The organism is Actinomycetospora sp. ABD4_176 (assembly GCF_056311855.1).
The window spans coordinates 3295330-3312938 of the sequence record NZ_CM149974.1 but is presented as its reverse complement, the minus strand read 5'-3'; the positions used below and the strand labels follow the sequence as shown (position 1 = coordinate 3312938).

General features: G+C 74.2%; 19 protein-coding genes. 15 read left to right on the top strand and 4 right to left on the bottom strand.

Annotated elements, in window-relative coordinates; genetic code table 11:
• Positions 1-43 precede the first annotated feature (43 nt).
• Positions 44-930, top strand: a protein-coding gene (locus ACYX4T_RS16055) for an IS5 family transposase (RefSeq protein ID WP_476015295.1) whose coding sequence is annotated in 2 segments (ribosomal slippage) — positions 44-413 and positions 413-930 — 888 coding nt in all. Because the reading frame shifts where the segments join, the coding sequence is not laid out codon by codon here.
• Here the strand turns inward: ACYX4T_RS16055 and ACYX4T_RS16050 are convergent.
• Positions 927-1139, bottom strand: coding sequence for a DUF2795 domain-containing protein (locus tag ACYX4T_RS16050; protein ID WP_476010293.1), 213 nt, complete (start codon positions 1137-1139; stop codon positions 927-929). The genes ACYX4T_RS16055 and ACYX4T_RS16050 overlap by 4 nt on opposite strands.
• Before the next feature lie 69 nt (positions 1140-1208).
• On the opposite strand from ACYX4T_RS16050, the gene ACYX4T_RS16045 reads away from it, so the two are divergent.
• The 4 genes from ACYX4T_RS16045 to ACYX4T_RS16030 are packed head-to-tail and all read left to right on the top strand — an operon-like array spanning position 1209 to position 4513.
• Complete coding sequence (locus ACYX4T_RS16045; RefSeq protein ID WP_476010292.1) at positions 1209-1997, top strand: FkbM family methyltransferase; 789 nt, start codon at positions 1209-1211, stop codon at positions 1995-1997.
• Positions 1994-2707: a CDP-alcohol phosphatidyltransferase family protein gene (locus tag ACYX4T_RS16040; protein ID WP_476010291.1), complete on the top strand. Its 714-nt coding sequence runs from the start codon at positions 1994-1996 to the stop codon at positions 2705-2707. The genes ACYX4T_RS16045 and ACYX4T_RS16040 overlap by 4 nt, the downstream gene beginning before the upstream one ends.
• Positions 2708-2724: 17 nt before the next feature.
• Positions 2725-3192 (top strand): HAD family hydrolase, encoded by a 468-nt coding sequence (locus ACYX4T_RS16035; protein WP_476010290.1) that lies wholly within the window; start codon positions 2725-2727, stop codon positions 3190-3192.
• Positions 3193-3196: 4 nt separating this feature from the next.
• Positions 3197-4513: a DNA polymerase IV gene (locus tag ACYX4T_RS16030; protein ID WP_476010289.1), complete on the top strand. Its 1317-nt coding sequence runs from the start codon at positions 3197-3199 to the stop codon at positions 4511-4513.
• Positions 4514-4545: 32 nt separating this feature from the next.
• On the opposite strand, the gene ACYX4T_RS16025 is transcribed toward ACYX4T_RS16030, so the two are convergent.
• Positions 4546-5106 (bottom strand): TetR/AcrR family transcriptional regulator, encoded by a 561-nt coding sequence (locus ACYX4T_RS16025; protein WP_476010288.1) that lies wholly within the window; start codon positions 5104-5106, stop codon positions 4546-4548.
• A gap of 65 nt (positions 5107-5171) precedes the next feature.
• Here ACYX4T_RS16025 and ACYX4T_RS16020 point away from each other — a divergent pair, with 65 nt between their 5' ends.
• Positions 5172-6233, top strand: a complete 1062-nt coding sequence (locus ACYX4T_RS16020; protein WP_476010287.1) for a zinc-binding dehydrogenase — start codon at positions 5172-5174, stop codon at positions 6231-6233.
• 51 nt (positions 6234-6284) lie between these two features.
• On the opposite strand, the gene ACYX4T_RS16015 is transcribed toward ACYX4T_RS16020, so the two are convergent.
• Entirely contained in the window at positions 6285-7448 is a 1164-nt protein-coding gene (locus ACYX4T_RS16015) for an epoxide hydrolase family protein (RefSeq protein WP_476010286.1), read from the bottom strand.
• A 164-nt stretch (positions 7449-7612) separates the two neighbouring features.
• Here ACYX4T_RS16015 and ACYX4T_RS16010 point away from each other — a divergent pair, with 164 nt between their 5' ends.
• The 6 genes from ACYX4T_RS16010 to ACYX4T_RS15985 all read left to right on the top strand — a co-directional run bounded on the left by ACYX4T_RS16010 (position 7613) and on the right by ACYX4T_RS15985 (position 12854).
• The gene (locus ACYX4T_RS16010) at positions 7613-7864 is read left to right on the top strand and encodes a hypothetical protein (RefSeq protein WP_476010285.1); all 252 of its coding nucleotides are present in this window, start codon (positions 7613-7615) and stop codon (positions 7862-7864) included.
• Between the two features lie 104 nt (positions 7865-7968).
• Positions 7969-9585 (top strand): benzoylformate decarboxylase, encoded by a 1617-nt coding sequence (gene mdlC / locus ACYX4T_RS16005; RefSeq protein ID WP_476010284.1) that lies wholly within the window; start codon positions 7969-7971, stop codon positions 9583-9585.
• A gap of 136 nt (positions 9586-9721) precedes the next feature.
• Complete coding sequence (locus ACYX4T_RS16000) at positions 9722-10735, top strand: ABC transporter ATP-binding protein (protein WP_476010283.1); 1014 nt, start codon at positions 9722-9724, stop codon at positions 10733-10735.
• On the top strand, positions 10732-11538 hold the full coding sequence (locus ACYX4T_RS15995; RefSeq protein WP_476010282.1) for an ABC transporter permease: 807 nt from the start codon (positions 10732-10734) through the stop codon (positions 11536-11538). Before ACYX4T_RS16000 ends, ACYX4T_RS15995 begins: the two co-directional genes overlap by 4 nt.
• Positions 11538-12083, top strand: a complete 546-nt coding sequence (locus tag ACYX4T_RS15990; RefSeq protein ID WP_476010281.1) for a dimethylsulfonioproprionate lyase family protein — start codon at positions 11538-11540, stop codon at positions 12081-12083. The genes ACYX4T_RS15995 and ACYX4T_RS15990 overlap by 1 nt, the downstream gene beginning before the upstream one ends.
• A 57-nt stretch (positions 12084-12140) precedes the next feature.
• The gene (locus tag ACYX4T_RS15985) at positions 12141-12854 is read left to right on the top strand and encodes a DUF2267 domain-containing protein (RefSeq protein ID WP_476010280.1); all 714 of its coding nucleotides are present in this window, start codon (positions 12141-12143) and stop codon (positions 12852-12854) included.
• Positions 12855-12905: 51 nt separating this feature from the next.
• On the opposite strand, the gene ACYX4T_RS15980 is transcribed toward ACYX4T_RS15985, so the two are convergent.
• Positions 12906-13514, bottom strand: a complete 609-nt coding sequence (locus ACYX4T_RS15980) for a maleylpyruvate isomerase N-terminal domain-containing protein (RefSeq protein ID WP_476010279.1) — start codon at positions 13512-13514, stop codon at positions 12906-12908.
• Positions 13515-13706: 192 nt separating this feature from the next.
• Here ACYX4T_RS15980 and ACYX4T_RS15975 point away from each other — a divergent pair, with 192 nt between their 5' ends.
• From ACYX4T_RS15975 to ACYX4T_RS15965, 3 genes are all read left to right on the top strand, one after another.
• Positions 13707-14780: a tyrosine-type recombinase/integrase gene (locus ACYX4T_RS15975; RefSeq protein ID WP_476010278.1), complete on the top strand. Its 1074-nt coding sequence runs from the start codon at positions 13707-13709 to the stop codon at positions 14778-14780.
• A gap of 93 nt (positions 14781-14873) precedes the next feature.
• The gene (locus ACYX4T_RS15970) at positions 14874-15248 is read left to right on the top strand and encodes a helix-turn-helix domain-containing protein (RefSeq protein ID WP_476010277.1); all 375 of its coding nucleotides are present in this window, start codon (positions 14874-14876) and stop codon (positions 15246-15248) included.
• Between the two features lie 792 nt (positions 15249-16040).
• Positions 16041-17486 carry a hypothetical protein gene (locus ACYX4T_RS15965; RefSeq protein WP_476010276.1) on the top strand — a complete coding sequence of 482 codons (1446 nt, stop codon included), beginning with the start codon at positions 16041-16043 and terminating at the stop codon, positions 17484-17486.
• Positions 17487-17609: the final 123 nt, after the last annotated feature.

Sequence of the window (17609 nt, the reverse complement as noted above, 5' to 3'; positions counted from 1 at the left end):
CCTGCGGATCATGTGAGGGGTTGTCGGTGAAGATCTTCTCGTGGTGGGGCGAGGAGAGCTGACCGACGCGGCGTGGGCGCGGATCGAACCGCTGCTGCCCGCGGCCGGTGGCCGCGGGGGACGTTGGCGTGAGCACCGCCAGGTGGTGAACGCAATCCTGTGGAAGCTGCGGACCGGGGCGCCGTGGCGCGACTTGCCCGAGCGCTACGGGCCCTGGAAGACCGCCCATGAACGCCTGCGGAAATGGACCGCGGACGGCACCTGGGACCGCATCCTCGAGCACGTGATCGTCAAGGACGACGCCGTCGGCGCCGTGGAGTGGACCTTCAGTGTCGACTCCAGCTCGGTGCGGGCCCACCAGCACGCGGCTGGAGCCCGGAAAAAGGGGGCTGCAGTGCCGCTGTCGAAGCCCTCGCCGTCGACGGGGAACACCTCAGACGATCCCGCGGCGGACTGACCAGCAAGATTCACCTCGCCGTCGACGGGCGCGGGCTGCCGATGAGCTGTGTGCTCGGAGCCGGCCAAGGCGGAGACAACCCGCAACTGCTGCCGCTGCTCGACCAGGTCAGCGTGCACCGCGACGGACCCGGCCGACCCCGGCAACGTCCCGCCCGAGTGGTGGCCGACAAGGCCTACTCCCACCCCTCGACCCGCGACGCGCTGCGCGCTCGCGGAATCAGTTTCACCTGCCCCGAGCGCCGCGACCAGATCGCCCACCGCAAGAGCAAAGGAACCCGCGGCGGCCGCCCACCAGCCTTCGACCAGGCGATCTACGCCGGACGCAACGTCGTCGAGCGCTGCTTCAACCGCCTCAAGCAGTTCCGCGACCTCGCCACCCGCTACGCCAAACGCTCCGCCTACTACCGAGCCGAGATCACCATCGCCGCCATCGTCCTATGGCTACGAGAAGATCCACGGGACAGGCCCTAGTTGCTGCTGCCGCCCAGCACGCCGGACTCGCTGAGCTTCGCCATGACGGCGTTGGGGCCGTCGAACTGCTGCTTGTCGAGGCCCTTGAGCGTGTCGACGAGCTGCTGGTCAGCACCGTTCGAGCTCGCGTGCGAGGCCAGCTCCTCGGGCCCGCCCGGGTACTGGAAACCGGCGAGCGTCTTCTGCACCTGCGTGACGTCGTAACCCATGGGCCGCGGGTAACCAGCCGGCCCGACCGACAACCGTGCGCTGACGCCCGCTCGCCTACCCTCGTCCGGGTGCTGGCCCGAGCCGCCGGGATCGCCCGGTCCCTCGCGATGTACCACGGCATCCCGGGCCGCCAGCGGCGGATGCGGGCCTTCTACCGGCAGTTCCTCGCTCCCGGCGACCTCGCCGTCGACGTCGGCGCGCACGCCGGCAACCGGGTCCGGGCGTGGCGGGCGCTGGGCGCGCGGGTGGTGGCCGTCGAGCCGCAGCCCGACTTCGTGCGCCTCCTGCGCCTGTTCTTCGGCCGCGACCCGCAGGTGACCGTGCTGCCCTCGGCGCTGGGCGCCACGCCGGGCACCGCCGAGCTGGGCATCTCCCGCGCGACGCCGACGGTCTCGACGGTGTCGGCGGCGTGGCGCGAGACGGTGTCGGACGACGCCGGGTTCACGTCCGTGCGCTGGCCGGACACGGTGACGGTGCCCGTCACGACGCTCGACGAGCTCGTCGCCGCGCACGGCGTCCCGGCCTTCTGCAAGATCGACGTGGAGGGGTTCGAGGCGGAGGTGCTCGCGGGCCTGTCGCGGCCGTTGCCGGCGCTGTCGTTCGAGTACCTGCCGGCGGCCCACGACGCCGCGCTGGCCGCGCTGGCCCGCGTCGAGGCGCTCGGGCCGCACCGCTACCGCTACTCGCCGATCGAGACGATGCGCTGGGACACCACCGCCGGCGACCGCTGGCTCGACGCGGACGAGCTGGTGGCGCTGCTCGACCGGCGCCGCCCGCTCGGGCGCTCGGGCGACGTCTACGCCCGCCCGCACGGCGGTGTCGCGTCCCCGGGGATCCGGCATCCTGGACGGTCATGATCCACCGGTCCCTCGCCACGCCCGTGGGCGTCCAGCTCGCCGCGGCGGCGGCCCTGCTGGCCGGGGTGCTCGCGCTGCTCGCGGCGGTCGTCGGCGTCGGTGCGGTCGGCGTCGCGGTCGCGGTGCTGGTGGCCGCCGTGGCCGGCGTGCTCGTGGCCCAAGCGGCCGCCGGTGCGGGTGTCGCGACGCTCGGGCCGGCCGGGAGCGTCACGCTCGCGCGCGGCGCGCTCGTCGTCGCCGCCGTCGCCCTCGTCGGGCGGGACGCCGCGTCGGTGGCGCTGGTGACGCTGGCGGTCGTCGCGCTCGCGCTCGACGGGGTCGACGGCCCCGTCGCCCGGCGCACCGCCACGGCCTCGGCCCTCGGCGCCCGCCTCGACGTCGAGTTCGACGCGCTCCTGCTGCTGGTCCTGGCCGTGCACGTGGCCCTGGTCGACGGCGCGCCGTGGGTGCTGGCGGTGGCCCTGCTGCGCTACGCGTTCGTCGCGGCCGCGCGGGTCCTGCCGTGGTTGCGGGGCGAGCTGCCTGTGCGGCGGTCGGCGAAGGTGGTGGCGGCGCTGCAGGCCGTGGCGCTCATCGTCGCGGCGGCCGGGGTGCTGCCGGTGGGCGTCGAGCTGACGCTGGTCGCGGTGGCGCTGGTGGCGCTGGTGTGGTCCTTCGGGGTGTCGGTGGTGTGGCTGTGGCGGGCCGCCGGGGCCCGCACGATGGGCTGAGCCCACACTCGGCCACCGTGACGCCCCCGTTCCCCGCCGTCGTGCTCGACCTCGACGGCACGCTCACCCTCCCCGGCACGACCCGGCCGGCGCCGGGGGTGGTCGGGCTGGTCGGGGGGCTGCACGCGCGCGGGGTGCCGCTGGCCGTGGCGACGTCGGCGTCGACGCGGGTGGCGCGCCGGGTGCTCGACGAGCTGGGGCTGCTCGGGTGCGTCGACAGCGTCGCCGGGCGTGGGCCCGACGGCGTCGACGCCGGCAAGACCGCAGTGGTGGGCGAGGCGCTGCTCGGCCTGGGGATCACCGCGGCGGCGCCGGGCACGCCGATGCTGGGCGACGGCCCCGGCGACATCACCGCCGCGCTCGCCCACGACCTCCTGGCGATCGGCGTGGCCTGGGGCGGCTCGCGGCCCGCGGTGCTGCGCGAGGCCGGGGCGCGCGTCGTGCTCGAGCACCCGGACGAGCTGTGGGCCCTCGGGGCATCCTGAGCACGTGCCCCGCTGGGTCCTGCACCTCGACCTCGACTCGTTCTTCGCCTCCGCCGAGCAGCTGACCCGCCCGACGCTGCGCGGGCGCCCGGTGCTCGTCGGCGGGCTGGGGCCGCGCGGGATCGTGGCCGGCGCGAGCGGCGAGGCCAAGGCCTCCGGCGCGCGGTCGGCGATGCCGATGGGGCAGGCGCGCCGGCTCTGCCCGCACGCCACCGCGCTGCCCCCGCGCACCGCGCTCTACCGGGTGCTCTCCGAGCGGTTCTTCGGCGTCGTGCGGTCCTGGGCGCCGGTGCTCGAGCAGATCGCCTACGACGAGACGTTCGCCGAGCCCGAGGCGCTCGCCGACGCCGACGCCGACGACGTGCGCGCCTTCGCCGACCGGCTGCGGGCGGAGGTCCGCACCGAGACGGGACTCGCGGTGTCGGTGGGCGCGGGCTCCGGCAAGCAGGTCGCCAAGATCGCGTCGGGGCTCGCGAAGCCCGACGGCGTGCACGTCGTCGCCCAGGGCGGGGAGCGGGCGCTGCTCGACCCGCTGCCGGTGCGGGCGCTGTGGGGCATCGGGCCGGTCGCCGAGGCCACGCTGCACCGCAGCGGCATCGAGACCGTGGCCGCGCTCGCCGCGATGGACCTCGCCGACGTCACCGCCTTGCTCGGCTCGGCCGTGGGCACCGGGCTGCACCGGCTCGCGCGCGGGCTCGACGACCGCCCGCTGGTGGAGCGGGGCGAGGCGAAGCAGGTCAGCGCGGAGACGACCTTCGACGCCGACCTCTCGGACCTCGGCGCCGTGCGGGCCGCCGTCGCCGAGCTGGCCGAGGGCGCGCACCGGCGCCTGGTCGCCTCGCACCGGGCGGCGCGCACGGTGAGCGTGAAGATCCGCAGCGCGTCGTTCGGGACGACCAGCCGCGCCGAGACCCACGCCGACGCCACCACCGACCTCGCGACGCTCACCGACACCGCCCAGCGCCTCGCCGTCGCCGCCCTGCCCGACGCCGGCGTCCGGCTCGTCGGCGTCTCGTTCTCGGGGCTGACGACCGCGGTGCAGGAGGCGCTCTTCCCCGGCACGCCCGCGCCGTCGCCGGCCCCGGCGCCGACGCCCGTCGCGGTGGAGGCGCCCGAGGAGCCCGAGCCGGGACGCGAGTGGCGCACCGGCGACGACGTCGCCCACCCCGGGCACGGCCACGGCTGGGTCCAGGGCGCCGGGCACGGCCGCGTCACCGTGCGGTTCGAGACCGCCACGTCCGGTCCCGGCCGCGCCCACACGTTTCGCGCCGACGACCCGGCCCTCACCCGCGCCGACCCGGTGGCCGCGCTCGGCACGTGAGCACTTTCCGGGCCTATAGCCCCGGAAAGTGCTCACATGACGTGCCGGACGAGCGCCCGCGCGGCCGCCAGCGCCACGCGCGGAGCGTCCGGGGTCCCCGCGACGGCCGAGGCGACCATCGCGCCCTCGTGCAGGACGAAGAGCTGGAGCGCGAGGTCGGGGTCGGTCGTCCCCGCCCGCGCCAGCTCGGTGGCGAACAGCTCGCGCAGCCAGCGCTTCTCGTCGTCGATGACCGCGCGGCCGGGGTGGTCGGCGCGGTCGAGCTCGGCGAAGGCGTTGACGAACGCGCAGCCGCGGCGGGCGTCGACCATCCACGTCTCGAGCACCACGAACGGCGCGAGCGCGCGGCGCACCGGGTCGGTCTCGGCCTCGACGGCGCCGACGACCCGTTCCCGCCACCGCGCGTCCCGGGCGCGCAGGTAGGCGGCGACGAGCTCGTCCTTCGACCCGAAGCGGTCGTAGAGCGTGCGCTTGGTGACCCCCGACTCGGCGGCGATCGTGTCCACGCCGACCGCGTGGATGCCGTGCGCGTAGAAGAGCTCGGAGGCGACCTCGAGGATGCGCCGGGCGCCGGGCGTGAGGGGCGTCGTCATGCCTGGTGACTCACAGACCTGTGTACCGTGGAGGGTTCACAGGTCAGTGTAGTCGAGGAGGGGTCATGGCGGCGGTGCCGGAGACGATGCAGGCCGCGGTGCTCACGGGCTTCGGGGGCCCGGAGGTGCTGGAGGTCCGCTCGGTGCCCGTGCCGCGGCCCGGGGCGGGCGAGGTGCTCGTGCGCGTCGGCGCGGCGGCGCTGAACAACACCGACATCTGGACCCGGCAGGGCGCCTACGGCCTGCCCGGCGACCCCGGCGCGCTCGCCGGGTGGCGCGGGCCCGTCGCCTTCCCGCGCATCCAGGGCGGGGACATCGCCGGCGAGGTCGTCGCCGTCGGCGAGGGCGTCGACCCCGCCCGGGCCGGCCGGCGGGTGCTCGTCGACCCCGCGTTCTACGACGGTCCGGGCCGCGACGCGAGCCCGGTCGGCCTGCTCGGCAGCGAGGCCGACGGCGGGTTCGCGCAGTACGCCGTCGTCGCCGACGGGCGCGCGCACGACGTCACCGGCTCCCCGCTGTCCGACGAGGAGCTCGCGGCCCTGCCGGTCGCGTCCGGGACGGCGGCGGGGATGCTCGCGCGCGGCGGGATCGGCGCGGGCGAGACCGTGCTCGTCACGGGCGCCTCGGGCGGCGTCGGCCTGGCGGCGGTGGCGCTGGCGACGGCCCGGGGCGCGCGCGTCGTGGCGCTGACCGCGCCGGCCAAGGAGCAGGCCGTGCGCAGGGCCGGCGCGGTGGCCGTCGTGCACCGGGGCCCGGACGCGGCCGCGGTCGCCGACGCCGTGCGGGAGGCCGCCGGCGGTCCGCTCGACGCCGTCGTGGACGTCGTCGGCGGGGCGCTCCTGCCGGCCCTGCTCGAGCACGTGCGCGACGGCGGCCGGTGGGTCGTGGCCGGCGCGACCGGCGGTGCGCGCGTCGACCTCGACCTGCGCCGGCTCTACCTGCACAACGTCGGCCTCGTCGGCTCCTCGATGCACACCCCCGCGCACTTCGACGAGCTCGTCGCCGACGCCCGCGCCGGGCGCGTCCGCCCGCTGGTCACCGCGTCCCACCCGCTGGCGGCGATCCACACCGCGCAGGAGGAGTTCGCGGCCGCCGAGCGCGTCGGGAAGATCGTCGTGCGGCCGTGATCAACGGGGACTTCGGGCGCGTAGAGGCAGCGAGATACCCGTTCGCTGCGACTACACGCGCGCGAACGCCGTCCGCAGCTCGTCGACGAAGTCGCCGGGGACCTCGAGCGGGGCGAAGTGCCCGCCGGTGGGCAGGACGTTCCAGTGCCGCAGGTCGCGGAAGCGCGCCTCCACCCAGGCCCGCGGCGGCTTGACCATCTCCGCCGGGAAGATCGAGACCGCGCTCGGGACCGTCACCGGGGAGTCGACGTCGGTGCCCCCGAAGCTCTCCCAGTACAGCCGCGCGGAGGAGGCCCCGGACGCGGTGAGCCAGTAGATCGCCGCGTTGTCGAGGACCCGGTCGCGGGGCACGCCGCCGAAGCCGTCGCCGTCGGTCCAGGCCACGAACTTCTCGGCGATCCAGGCGAGCTGGCCCGCGGGGGAGTCGACGAGGCCGTAGCCCAGCGTCTGGGGGCGGGTGCGCTGCTGGGCCGAGTAGCCCGACCCGACCCGGCGGAACTCCTCGACCCCGGCGAGCCACTGCCGCTCGGTGTCCGACAGCTGCGACATCGCCGCGTCGTCGAACCCCGCGGGGCGCCGGGCCATCGGCATCGTCGTGTGCATCATCGCGACGCGGTCGGGGTGCCGGACGGCGAGCGCGGTCGTGACCATCGCGCCCCAGTCGCCGCCCTGGGCGAGGAAGCGGTCGTAGCCCAGCCGCCCCATCAGCTCGGCCCACGCGTCGGCGATGCGCTCGACACCCCACCCGGTCCCGGTCGGCTTGTCGCTGAACCCGTAGCCGGGCAGCGACGGCGCGACGACGTGGAAGGCCGGCAGGGAGTCGTCGCCGGGGTCGACCAGGGCGTCCAGGACGTCGAGGACCTCGACCACCGAGCCGGGCCACCCGTGGGTGACGAGCAGTGGCCGAGCGTCACGACGAGGTGACCGTACGTGCAGGAAGTGGATGCCGAGACCATCGATCGCGGTCCGGAACTGACCGCGTCGGTTGAGCTCGTCCTCGACGCGGCGCCAGTCGTGCTCCTCGAGCCAGGCGCGGCAGAGCTCGGCGACCGCGTCGAGGCCGATGCCCTGCGACGGATCGGTCGCGGGCTCGGGCAGGCGGACGCGCCGCAGTCGTTCTCGCAGGTCAGCGAGCTGCTCCTCGGGGACGTCGAGGACGAACGGCACGACCTCGACGGCCGGATCGCCGGCGGGCACGGGAGCGTCAGCGGCCACGGGGGTGACCGTATCGACGCCGACGGAGGGCCGCCGGACGGCCGCCGGGCGATGCGTCCGATCCGGCGATGGTCGCGCAGCCGTGCGACACGCCGACGGCTGGAGTTCATGACCCGAACGAGCCAACTTCGTGTCGAGGTGTCACGCGGGGCCTCATCGTGGCGATGCACGAGGTGGAGGTGATCAGCGTGCTGAACGATCGATCGGCGTCCCTGCTCGCGGCGGCCGCGGACCTGGACGAGTGCGACGGCTACGTCGTCCTGATCTTCGACCCGGAGACCCAGGAGCTCGACGCGCACGGTCCTTACGAGGGCGTCGAGGCGACCCTGCGCGCCGAGGAGATGCGGCGCGAGTTCGACGGCGACGGCCTGCCGGACGTGCAGATCCGTATCTCGCGCCTGCACAGCCCCCGCTGAGGGCCGTCCCGACGGCGGATTCCCCCACCGCCACCGGGATGGCCCTGCGCGACCGGGGTACTCCCGCGACCGGACGTGGCGACGATCGACGGGAGAGCCCACGGATGGCGAGCGGACCCACGGTCCGGGAGGCCTCGTTCGAGGTGTTCCGGGCCCACGGCATGACGACCGTCTTCGGCAACCCGGGGTCCACCGAGCTCCCCATGCTCGCCGACCTCCCCGACGACTTCCGCTACGTGCTCGGCCTCCAGGAGGCCGCGGTCGTGGGCATGGCCGACGGCTGGGCCCAGGCGAGCGGACGCCCGGCGCTGGTCAACCTGCACACCGCGCCCGGCGTCGGCAACGCGATGGGCGCCCTGGTCAACGCGGCCGCGAACGGCGCGCCGCTCGTCGTCACCGCCGGTCAGCAGGTCCGGCCGATGCTCAACCTCGAGGCGCTGCTCACCAACCCGGACGCGACGACCCTGCCACGGCCCGCGGTGAAGCTCTCCCTCGAGCCCGCGCGCCCGCAGGACGTCCCCGCCGTCCTCGCCCGGGCGATCCACGTCGCCACGAGCCCGCTGTGGGGCCCGGTGTTCGTGTCCGTACCGATGGACGACTGGGACGCCGAGGTCGACCTGTCGACCGAGCCCGCGGGCCTCGTCGCCGGGCGCCGTGTCCACCAGCGCGCCGCGCCCGACCCGGTCGGGCTCGACGCGCTCGTCGAGGCCCTCGACTCCGCGCGGGCCCCGGCGCTCGTCGTGGGCGGCGACGTCGACGCCACCGGCGGCTTCCACGACGCGGTCGCGCTCGCCGAGCGCCTCGACGCCGCGGTGTTCGCCCCGCCCGTCGAGGGCCGGGTCGGCTTCCCCACCGACCACCCCCTATTTCAGGGCGCCCTGCCGATGGCCATCGCCCCCGTCGCCGAGGCCCTCGCGCCGTTCGACGTCGTGCTCGTCGTCGGCGCCGCGGTGTTCCGCTACTACCCCTACGTGCCGGGGGTGTTCCTGCCCGCGGGGACGCGGCTGCTGCACATCACCGCCGACGCCGACCAGGCCGCCCGCGCGCCGATGGGCGACGCCGTCGTCGCCGACCCGACGCTGACGGTGCGTGCGCTGCTCGAGCGCGTCGGCGACGGTCCGGCCGACCGCGCGGCGCCCCCGCGGCCCGCGGCCCTCGACGCGCCCCGCTCGGCGGGCGAGGGGCTGCTGACCGCCGAGGAGGTGTTCACCGCGCTCGCGGCGGAGTGGCCGGAGGACGGGGTGCTGGTCAGCGAGGCCCCGTCGCACCGCGCGACCCAGCAGGCGCGGCTGCCGATCAGGCGGCCCGGCAGCTCGTACTTCACCGCGTCGGGCGGGCTCGGGTTCGGGCTCGCGGCCGCGGTCGGGGTGGGGCTCGCCGAGCCGTCGCGCCCGGTGCTCGCGGCGCTCGGCGACGGGTCGTTGCAGTACGCGGTGCAGGCGCTGGCGACGGCGGCGTCGCTGCAGGTCCCGGTGACGGTGCTGGTCCTCGACAACCAGGAGTACGCGATCCTCAAGTGGTTCGCGGCGCGGGAGCAGACGCCGAAGGTGCCCGGCCTCGACCTCCCCGAGCTCGACCACCTCGCGCTCGCCGCGGCCTACGGCGTACCGGCCGAGAGCGTCGGCACCGTCGAGGAGCTGAGCGCGGCCGTGCGCCGCGGGTTCGCGGGTCCGGGGCCGCGTCTGGTGCACGTGCGGGTGCCGGCGTCGGGCAGCGCTTGACCTCGACCTCGCTGCAGGTCGCACGGTCGTGGTCATGGCCACGGTGGTCGGGAATCGACAAGAGGGGTGTCGGGCCCCCGGCGTAGCGTCGCGGGGGCGTTCGCCGAACGGTTCGGCGCACAGGGGAGGACCATCGGTGAGCACGCAGACCACCACGCGGCCGGCGGGCGGGTCGGAAGCCGGCGAGGCCGCGCCGGCGGTCGAGGTGGCCGACCTCGTCAAGCGCTACGGGCGCAGCGGCACGCCCGCGGTCGACGGGCTGAGCTTCGCGGTGCGCCGCGGCGAGGTGTTCGGGCTGCTCGGGCCGAACGGCGCGGGCAAGACCACCACGGTCGGCGTCCTCACCACGCGCGTCACCAAGACCTCGGGGCGCGCGACGGTGGCGGGCATCGACGTCAGTGCCGACCCGGTGGCCGCCCGCGCGGTGCTCGGCGTCGTCCCGCAGCGGCCGAACCTCGACCGCTCGCTCGACGCCCGCGGCAACCTCGTGTGGCACGCCGCGTACCACGGCGTGCCCCGGGCGCGGCGGCGCGCGCTCGCCGACGAGCTGCTCGAGCGGATGGGCCTCGCGGACAAGGCGACCACCAACCCCGACGAGCTCTCCGGCGGGCAGGCGCAGCGGCTGATCATCGCGCGCGGCCTCATGCACGCCCCGCGGGTGCTCTTCCTCGACGAGCCCTCCACGGGGCTCGACCCGCAGGCCCGCCTGTTCGTCCACGACCGGGTCGCGGAGCTCGCGGCGTCGGGCGTGACGGTCGTGCTCACCACCCACGACATGGACGAGGCGGCCAAGCTCGCCGACCGGGTCGGCATCGTCGACCATGGCCGGCTGCTCGCCCTCGACACCCCGTCGGCGCTGGTCGCGGCCCTGCCGGGCGAGGCCACCATCGACCTGACGCTCACCGGCGCCGACGTCGCGGGCCTGCGCGGGCGCATCGACGCGGTCCGCGGCATCGCCGGGGTGGAGGACCTCACCGGCGAGCGGCCCGACACCCACCTACGGGTGCGGTGCGACGGCGAGGCGGGCGCGGTGCTCGCCCCGGTGCTCGGCGCGGTGGCCGACGCGGGCGCCACGGTGTCCGAGGTCGAGCTCGGCGAGCCGACGCTCGAGGACGTCTTCATCGACCTGACGGGGAGGGGGTTGCGATGAGCGCGCCCACCACCGCCGGTGAGCAGGCCGGCCCCGGTCAGGCCCGCGCGTTCCTCGGCGTGCTGGGCCGCGACCTCGCGGTCACCGGCAAGGAGTTCGGCAGCTTCATCAGCCAGGTGCTGGTGCAGCCGTTCTTCCTGCTGTTCGTGTTCGGCGTGGTGCTGGGCCAGCTCGGCTACGTCACGCCGGGCTACGCCCAGCTGCTGCTGCCCGGGCTGCTGGCGCTCAACGCGTTCTTCGTCGCGGTGCAGGCGACGGCGCTGCCGCTGGTCATCGACTTCTCGTACACCAAGGAGATCGAGGACCGGCTGCTCGCGCCGCTCTCGACGCGGCTGGTGGCCGTCGAGAAGATCGTGTTCGGGGCGCTGCGGGGTCTGTTCGGCTCGCTGGTGATGATCCCGGTCGGCTACCTGGTGCTCGACGAGGTGGCCTGGGACCTCGCGGGGCTGCCGTTCGCGGCGCTGCTGCTCGTGCTCGGGTCGCTGGCGGGCGGTGCGGCGGGCCTCGTCATCGGCACGCTGGTCTCGCCCCGGCGGATCAACGTCGTGTTCGCGGTGGTGATCACGCCGCTGCTGTTCACGGGCTCGACGCAGTTCCCGTTCCTGCAGCTGGGGAACCTGCGCTGGTTCCAGGTGATCTGCGCGCTCAACCCGATCACCTACGTCTCCGAGGGGCTGCGCGGCGCGCTGACGCCGTCGGTGCCGCACCTCGCCGGGTGGGTCTGCCTGCTCGCGCTCGTCGTGTCGTGCGCGCTGTTCGGGGCCATCGGGATCCGGGGCTTCGTGCGTCGCGCGATCGACTGATGGGCGAGCTGTCGGCGCTGGTGGCGCGGCTCGCGGCGGCGCTGTCGGGGCACCCGTCGGCGGCCGCGGCGCTCGCCCGCGCGGTGGCGGTCGCGCCGGGTGACGCCGCCGAGGACCTCCCCGTGCTCGCCCACGTCGACGACGCCGTCGTCCGGGCGGGCGAGGAGGTGGACGGCGAGCTCGCGGCGGTCCTCGGGCCGCTCGCGGCGAGGGCGCCCTGGGAGCAGACCGCGTCCTACGTGCGCGAGCCGCCCGGGCCCGGGTTCCTCGACGGGTACGCCCACGCGACGCTGGCCGCCGGGGACGACGTCGCGGTCGGGCTCGTGCTGCTCGGGCCCCGGGTGCACTACCCGCCGCACCACCACCCCGCCGAGGAGTTCTACCTGCCCGCGGCGACGATCCGGTGGCTCCACGGCGTCGAGCCGGCCGGCGTCCTCCTCCACCACGCGCCCTGGCAGCCCCACGCGATGACGACCGACGACCGTCCCGCCCTGCTCGCCTACGTGTGGACCGGCGACGTCGCCACCCCGGCCGCCTTCTGCTGATCCGCCTCCCGATCACGACGGGCGTGCCGCGCCGGACCGGCGGGTAGGCCCTTCCCCATGCGACACCAGGAGTTCCTCGCGGGCGTGGCCACCCGAGGCGGCTTCGCCGACACCGACGACGCCCGCCGCGCGGCCGACGCCGTGCTCGCCACGCTGGCCGACCATCTGCCCGACGACGACCGCGACGCCCTCGCGCGGGCCCTGCCGAACCTCCTCGAGCAGGAGTCCGGCGTGGACCACCCGAGCCACGGCGGCGCGCCGAGCGAGGCCGACCTCGTCGAGCAGGTGGGCCGCCGCACCGGCTGGCCCGCCGAGCGCGCCCGCTACGCCCTGACCGCGGTCACCGGCCAGCTCGCGGCCGAGGACGCCGACCTCGGCGAGCGGATCGCGCGCGTGCTGCCCGCGGACCTGCGGGGCGCCGGCCCGACCGTCCCGCCCGACGCCGCGTCCGAGGGCGCGCAGGGCCGCCCGCAGCCCGTCGACGCCGACGAGCTCGAGCGCGTGCTCGGCCAGCAGCTGACCGCGTGGTCGGGCGACCTGTCCGGCATCCAGCGCACCGTCGAGCTGCCCTCGGAGCACCTCGACCTGCTGCTCGAGCGCCTGCGCGGTGTCGAGCGCGACACCGGCCAGCGGCTGCGCATCGTCGACCGGACGCCCACCTCGCTGACGGTGCGGGCGCGCTCCGAGCGCCAGGAGGTCGTGACCGCGATCGACCTCGACCTCGCCGCGCGCTTCGACGACCTCGTCAGCACGGTGGGCTCGGCGGCCTGACCCATGTGAGCACTTTCCGGGCCTATAGCACCGGAAAGTGCTCACGAGGGATCAGACCATCGAGAAGCCCGGCGGGAGGGGCGCGCGGCCGGTGAGGGCGCGGAGGAGGAGCCCGCCGTGGCCCAGGCGGACGGCGGTGCGGGCGAGCACCGTCGCCACCTGGGTCGTGGTGTGCGTCGAGAAGCTGACCTCGAGGCCCGTGGCGGCGGCGATGTCGTCCCCGTGCACCACCAGCTCGATCGTGCGGGTCGGCACGTACGACGCGACCCGCAGCCCGCCGACGACCGTCATGATGAGCATGTCGGGATCGGCGGCCCGCGCTGCGCCCACCGCCCGCTCCGCGAGCGACGCGAACGCCGCGGCCGGGTCGTCGCCGAGCGCGAGACCCGCGTCCCGCCCGCGCCGCGCGACCGACGCCTCGTCGGTGCCCCCGCCGGTCAGCGCCGGCAGCACGGCGTAGTAGCCCTCCGGCGAGTCGACGTCCTCGGTGTCCGCGGGCCGGTCCAGGTAGGTCAGCACGGTGACGAACGACCGGCTCGCGTGCCCGACCAGCGCCCGCAGGTCCCACTCCCCGAGCCCGGGGCCGTCCCACGCGTCGTCCGGTATCCGCCCGACCAGCTCGGTGACCGCCTCGGCGGCCTCGGCGTACCCCTCCAGCATGTGAGCGATTGTGGGGACGGCGTCGCTGGGGCGCATTGCCGCAGGTCGGGCGAGGTGTGATCGGCCGTCACCGGCCGCTGCGCCTACGTCGTTGCCTACGTCGACCCCGGCGGGCCGTCCTCACGGTCCCGAGGACTACGGTCCTTCCGTCAACGGGTGCCGCCTCGCGCACGACGCGAGAGGCGATCCCTCATGGGTATCAGCAGGACCAAGTACGGCAAGTTCCAGGCGACCCCAGTCGTCGGCGGCCGCAAGTTCCCGTCCCGAACGTTCGACACGCGGACGATGGCCGAGGTGTGGCACGACGGTGAGCGTGCGCGGATCGTCCGAGGGCTCGCCGACGCTGGGCTCACCGTGCCAGCGACGCGTGGCGCGCCGACGTTCCGAGTGCAGGCCGCGCGGTTCCTTCAGGGATACGTCCGCGAGGCGACGACGCGCACGGTCATGCGTCGCACGCTCGGAACGCTGAACGAGACATTCGGCGACATGCCCGTGACCGCGATTGGTCGCCGCGAGGTGAAGAACTTCGTGCGCGAAATGGCTATCCGGGGGCGGCCGAAGGCAGGCGGGCAGCGGTGGCAACTCAACGCACTTCGACAGGTTCTCGAATCGGCCGTTGATGACGAACACCTGAAGCACAATCCGGCAGCCGGGGTGAAAGTCGAGGGCAAGGACGTCCCCCGTCCCCAACGGATTGTGAGCGACGAAGAATTCTCCGTCATCACTGAGCACTTGGACCCGTGGCTCGTTCCGGCGGCTGTGCTGGCCCGAGAGGCTGGCCTGCGAGCGGGTGAAGTGCTCGGACTGCGGGGATTTCGCTTGACTCTGACTCCGGATGTGCACGGCAACGGCTGGGTCGAGGTTGCCGACGTGCTCACGACGGAGGGGTATCGGGAGTACCCGAAGGGCAAGGTCGTTCTCAGTGTGCCGCTGACGACTGTCGCCGTGAATGCGCTGTCCACGCATCGGGCCGTGTACGGCTGGTCAGACGACGACCGGGTTTTCGTCAACCAGCGAACCGGCCAGCCGACGACCTACTCCGCATTCAACAATTCATGGGTGGCTGCGCGGGAGCGAGCGGGCATCACGCGACGTCCGCCGCATTTCCACGACCTGCGCCACAGCTTCGCTACGAAGTTGGCGCGTGACGGCTGGTCGGCGCCAGATATTCGGGATATGTGCCGTCACGCGGACTTGCGGACGTCTCAGGGCTACGTGGACGCGCTCGATCGGGACGGCCTGTCGGAGCGCCTTTCTCGGCGGTGAGTCTCTGAAGTCGGCGGGCAGGCGGTCCGGCGTCCCTCTGCGGGTGCCGGGCCGTCGCGCGTTCCGGGCCGTGCAGCCGGTCCGCGACGTGACGTGCGTCATGCCCTCCTGAGGTGCAGGAACGGAGAACCGCCCGGACACGAGCAGTCGCGGACCGGCATTCTCCTCCCCCTTTCCCTGACAGAGCGCGGATCCACAATTTGTAGATCTGCGCCGACTCGTGATGTGCTCCGGGCCGTGACAATCGCAAGCGCTCGAACGCTCGTTTTTGACCGGCACCGCTTTGCAGAAATCTGCGACGAGTCCGGAATGAAGTCCCCCGATATCGGCCCGCTCGCCGGACTCAAGAGCCAGACAATTTACGCATACCGACAGGGCAGGGGCACGCCGTCGGCCAGCGCGCTCGGCCGCCTCGCGGTCGCACTCAACTGCCGCGTGGACGACTTCTATTCGTGGCGTGACGCGTAGTCCCGCGATCTCCCGGCGACAGCGAAGCTACCGAATCCATCCGCGACGTGGCACCCGTTGACACCGCTGCCCACGGCCGCTCAGACACTGACAGAAGCAGCGACACATGAATGATGCGCCGACACGGAAACGGCGCCCCGCCGATTTCGACGAGACGCCGCCCGAGATCACCGCCGGTCCCCACCGACACGATCGCGACGACGATACCGCGCGCCTGCCCGCCTCGTCGCCAGACGAGCCGTTGGACGCGGACGACGACCGCGTGCGAATTCTCGCTGAGTCCATCAAGGACCCGGGCAAATTTTCGGCCGAAGTTTGCCGGGCCCTCGCCGGGCCCGCGCCGACGGCCGACGCAGAGTCGTACCGCACGATCGGAGCGGTCCGCCGAGTGCAGGACCGACGGCGGGATCGGCAGGCGGAGTCGGACGACGCGGGCCGTTCTGCGCTCGCCTTATTCGCCGTTCCCGATTCCCGGGCCCCGGAGTGCAGGTCGGGCCCCTCGGAGCCGCAGGGATGCGCTCGGGCGCCGGAAAGGGGGTGTGGGCAGTGAACCTTCCGCCGCCGCCATCGCTGTCGGCATACGGGAAACGGACGGTCGCCAACATCACGCCCGGTGAGGAGAGGTCGCGCGTGTGGCCAGCGGAGCCCGACTGCGACTCCGATGGGTTCGCGGTCGCTGACGATCCGGATCTGGGCGTCCACCGACTACTCGATACCAAGGATGGCGGTGAAGATGGCGACACGGACGCTGACCGGGGGAACGGTGACGTCCCACCAAGTCGGCGATCGTCGGTGGCGACGCGCCTGGTTGAGTTGGCAAGCGAGCGCTATCGGATGTTGCTCGGCGAGGACGGCGCGCCCTACGCCGTCGAGCACAACGGGCCGAATGTCGCCTTGCCGCTACGAGGGCGTGAGGGTCTGCGACAACGGCTCGCGCACGCGTACTTCGCCCGCTGCGGGGCTGCCGCCTCCGCGTCCGCTCTGGCCGACGCGCTCGCGGTCCTCGAGGGGCAGGCCAGCAGGTGTGATCGGGAGCCGGTGGCGCTACGCCTGGCGCGCCACGGCAACGGGGTGATGCTGGATCTGGGAACCGCCGATGGGCGGTGCGTGCGGATCGATCCCGCCGGGTGGCGAGTGCTGACGCGCTCACCGGTGCTGTTCCGGCGGACCGCGCTGAGTGGTGAGCTGCCGGTGCCGGTAGCGGGCGGGTCGGTGGACCGGCTCGCTGCCCTTGTCAACGCCGACGAGGGCACGGTGCGCCTGCTGGTCGGGTGGTTGGTCGCCGGTCTGATGCCGGACTTGCCGCATCCGATTCTCGGGGTGTTCGGCGAGCAGGGCACCGCGAAGACCACGCTGTTGCGGCTGCTGGCGACCCTGATCGACCCGTCCCCGGCCCCGACCCGGACCGCGCCGCGCGACCTGGGCGGGTGGGCGGTGGCCGCGTCCGCCTCGTGGCTGGTCGGCATTGACAACATGTCCTCGATCTCTGAGTGGCTCTCAGATGCGATGTGTCGGGCGGTGACCGGCGACGCGGTCGCCGGCCGGGCGCTCTACACCGACTCAGATGTCTCGGTGATCGCGTTCCGGCGCCTGCTGGCGATCACCTCGATCGACGCCGGAGCGCTGCGCGGCGACCTCGGTGATCGGCTATTGCCAGTTGAGCTCGAACGGATCGCGCCTGCCGACCGGCGGACCGACGCCGAGATCACCCGCGCGTTCACCGACGCGGCGCCCGGCATCCTCGGCGGGCTGCTCGACCTGCTGTCGAGGGTGCTGGCCGTGGTGCCGAAGATCACACCGGCGGGCCTGCCACGCATGGCCGACTTCGCCGTGGTGCTCGCCGCGCTCGACCAGGTCACCGGATGGTCGACCGTCGCCGACTACGGCGCCACGGCGTCCGACATCGCCGAGACGGTAATCGACTCGGACCCATTCGCGTCGGCGGTGCGCGACCTCGCCGTCAAGCGTGGGCAGTGGGCGGGCACGGCTGGGGACCTGTTGTTCGCGCTGACCCCGGACCGCCCACCGCAGGGGTGGCCACGGACCCCGAAGGCCGTCGGCGGGGCGCTCCGGCGGGTGACACCCGCGCTCCGGTCAGTCGGGGTCGAAGTTGTGCAGGGCGAGCGCGAGGGACGCGAGCGCAAGCGCATGGTGCGGCTGCGCCACGTGGACGACGACGCGGACGGTGCGGACCGTGCGGACGGTGGCGGCGCACTTCCCTCTGTTGACCTCGCATGAGAGCGAGGAAACGCCCCGCCGATGGACGGGGATAGAAGGCGCTCCGGACCGTCCCAATCGTCCGCACCGTCCGCATCGCGTGCTGACCTGCGGAAACGCGCGGACGGTTCGAGAGGCCGACCG

Bases quoted from the DNA above. Each gene is read 5' to 3' on its own strand.
- ACYX4T_RS16025 (WP_476010288.1), bottom strand. From the start codon at position 5,106: ATGACGACGCCCCTCACGCCCGGCGCCCGGCGCATCCTCGAGGTCGCC.
- ACYX4T_RS15995 (WP_476010282.1), top strand. From the start codon at position 10,732: ATGAGCGCGCCCACCACCGCCGGTGAGCAGGCCGGCCCCGGTCAGGCC.
- ACYX4T_RS16020 (WP_476010287.1), top strand. From the start codon at position 5,172: ATGGCGGCGGTGCCGGAGACGATGCAGGCCGCGGTGCTCACGGGCTTC.
- ACYX4T_RS15990 (WP_476010281.1), top strand. From the start codon at position 11,538: ATGGGCGAGCTGTCGGCGCTGGTGGCGCGGCTCGCGGCGGCGCTGTCG.
- ACYX4T_RS15975 (WP_476010278.1), top strand. From the start codon at position 13,707: ATGGGTATCAGCAGGACCAAGTACGGCAAGTTCCAGGCGACCCCAGTC.
- ACYX4T_RS16050 (WP_476010293.1), bottom strand. From the start codon at position 1,139: ATGGGTTACGACGTCACGCAGGTGCAGAAGACGCTCGCCGGTTTCCAG.
- ACYX4T_RS16040 (WP_476010291.1), top strand. From the start codon at position 1,994: ATGATCCACCGGTCCCTCGCCACGCCCGTGGGCGTCCAGCTCGCCGCG.
- mdlC (WP_476010284.1), top strand. From the start codon at position 7,969: ATGGCGAGCGGACCCACGGTCCGGGAGGCCTCGTTCGAGGTGTTCCGG.
- ACYX4T_RS16010 (WP_476010285.1), top strand. From the start codon at position 7,613: ATGCACGAGGTGGAGGTGATCAGCGTGCTGAACGATCGATCGGCGTCC.
- ACYX4T_RS15985 (WP_476010280.1), top strand. From the start codon at position 12,141: ATGCGACACCAGGAGTTCCTCGCGGGCGTGGCCACCCGAGGCGGCTTC.
- ACYX4T_RS15980 (WP_476010279.1), bottom strand. From the start codon at position 13,514: ATGCTGGAGGGGTACGCCGAGGCCGCCGAGGCGGTCACCGAGCTGGTC.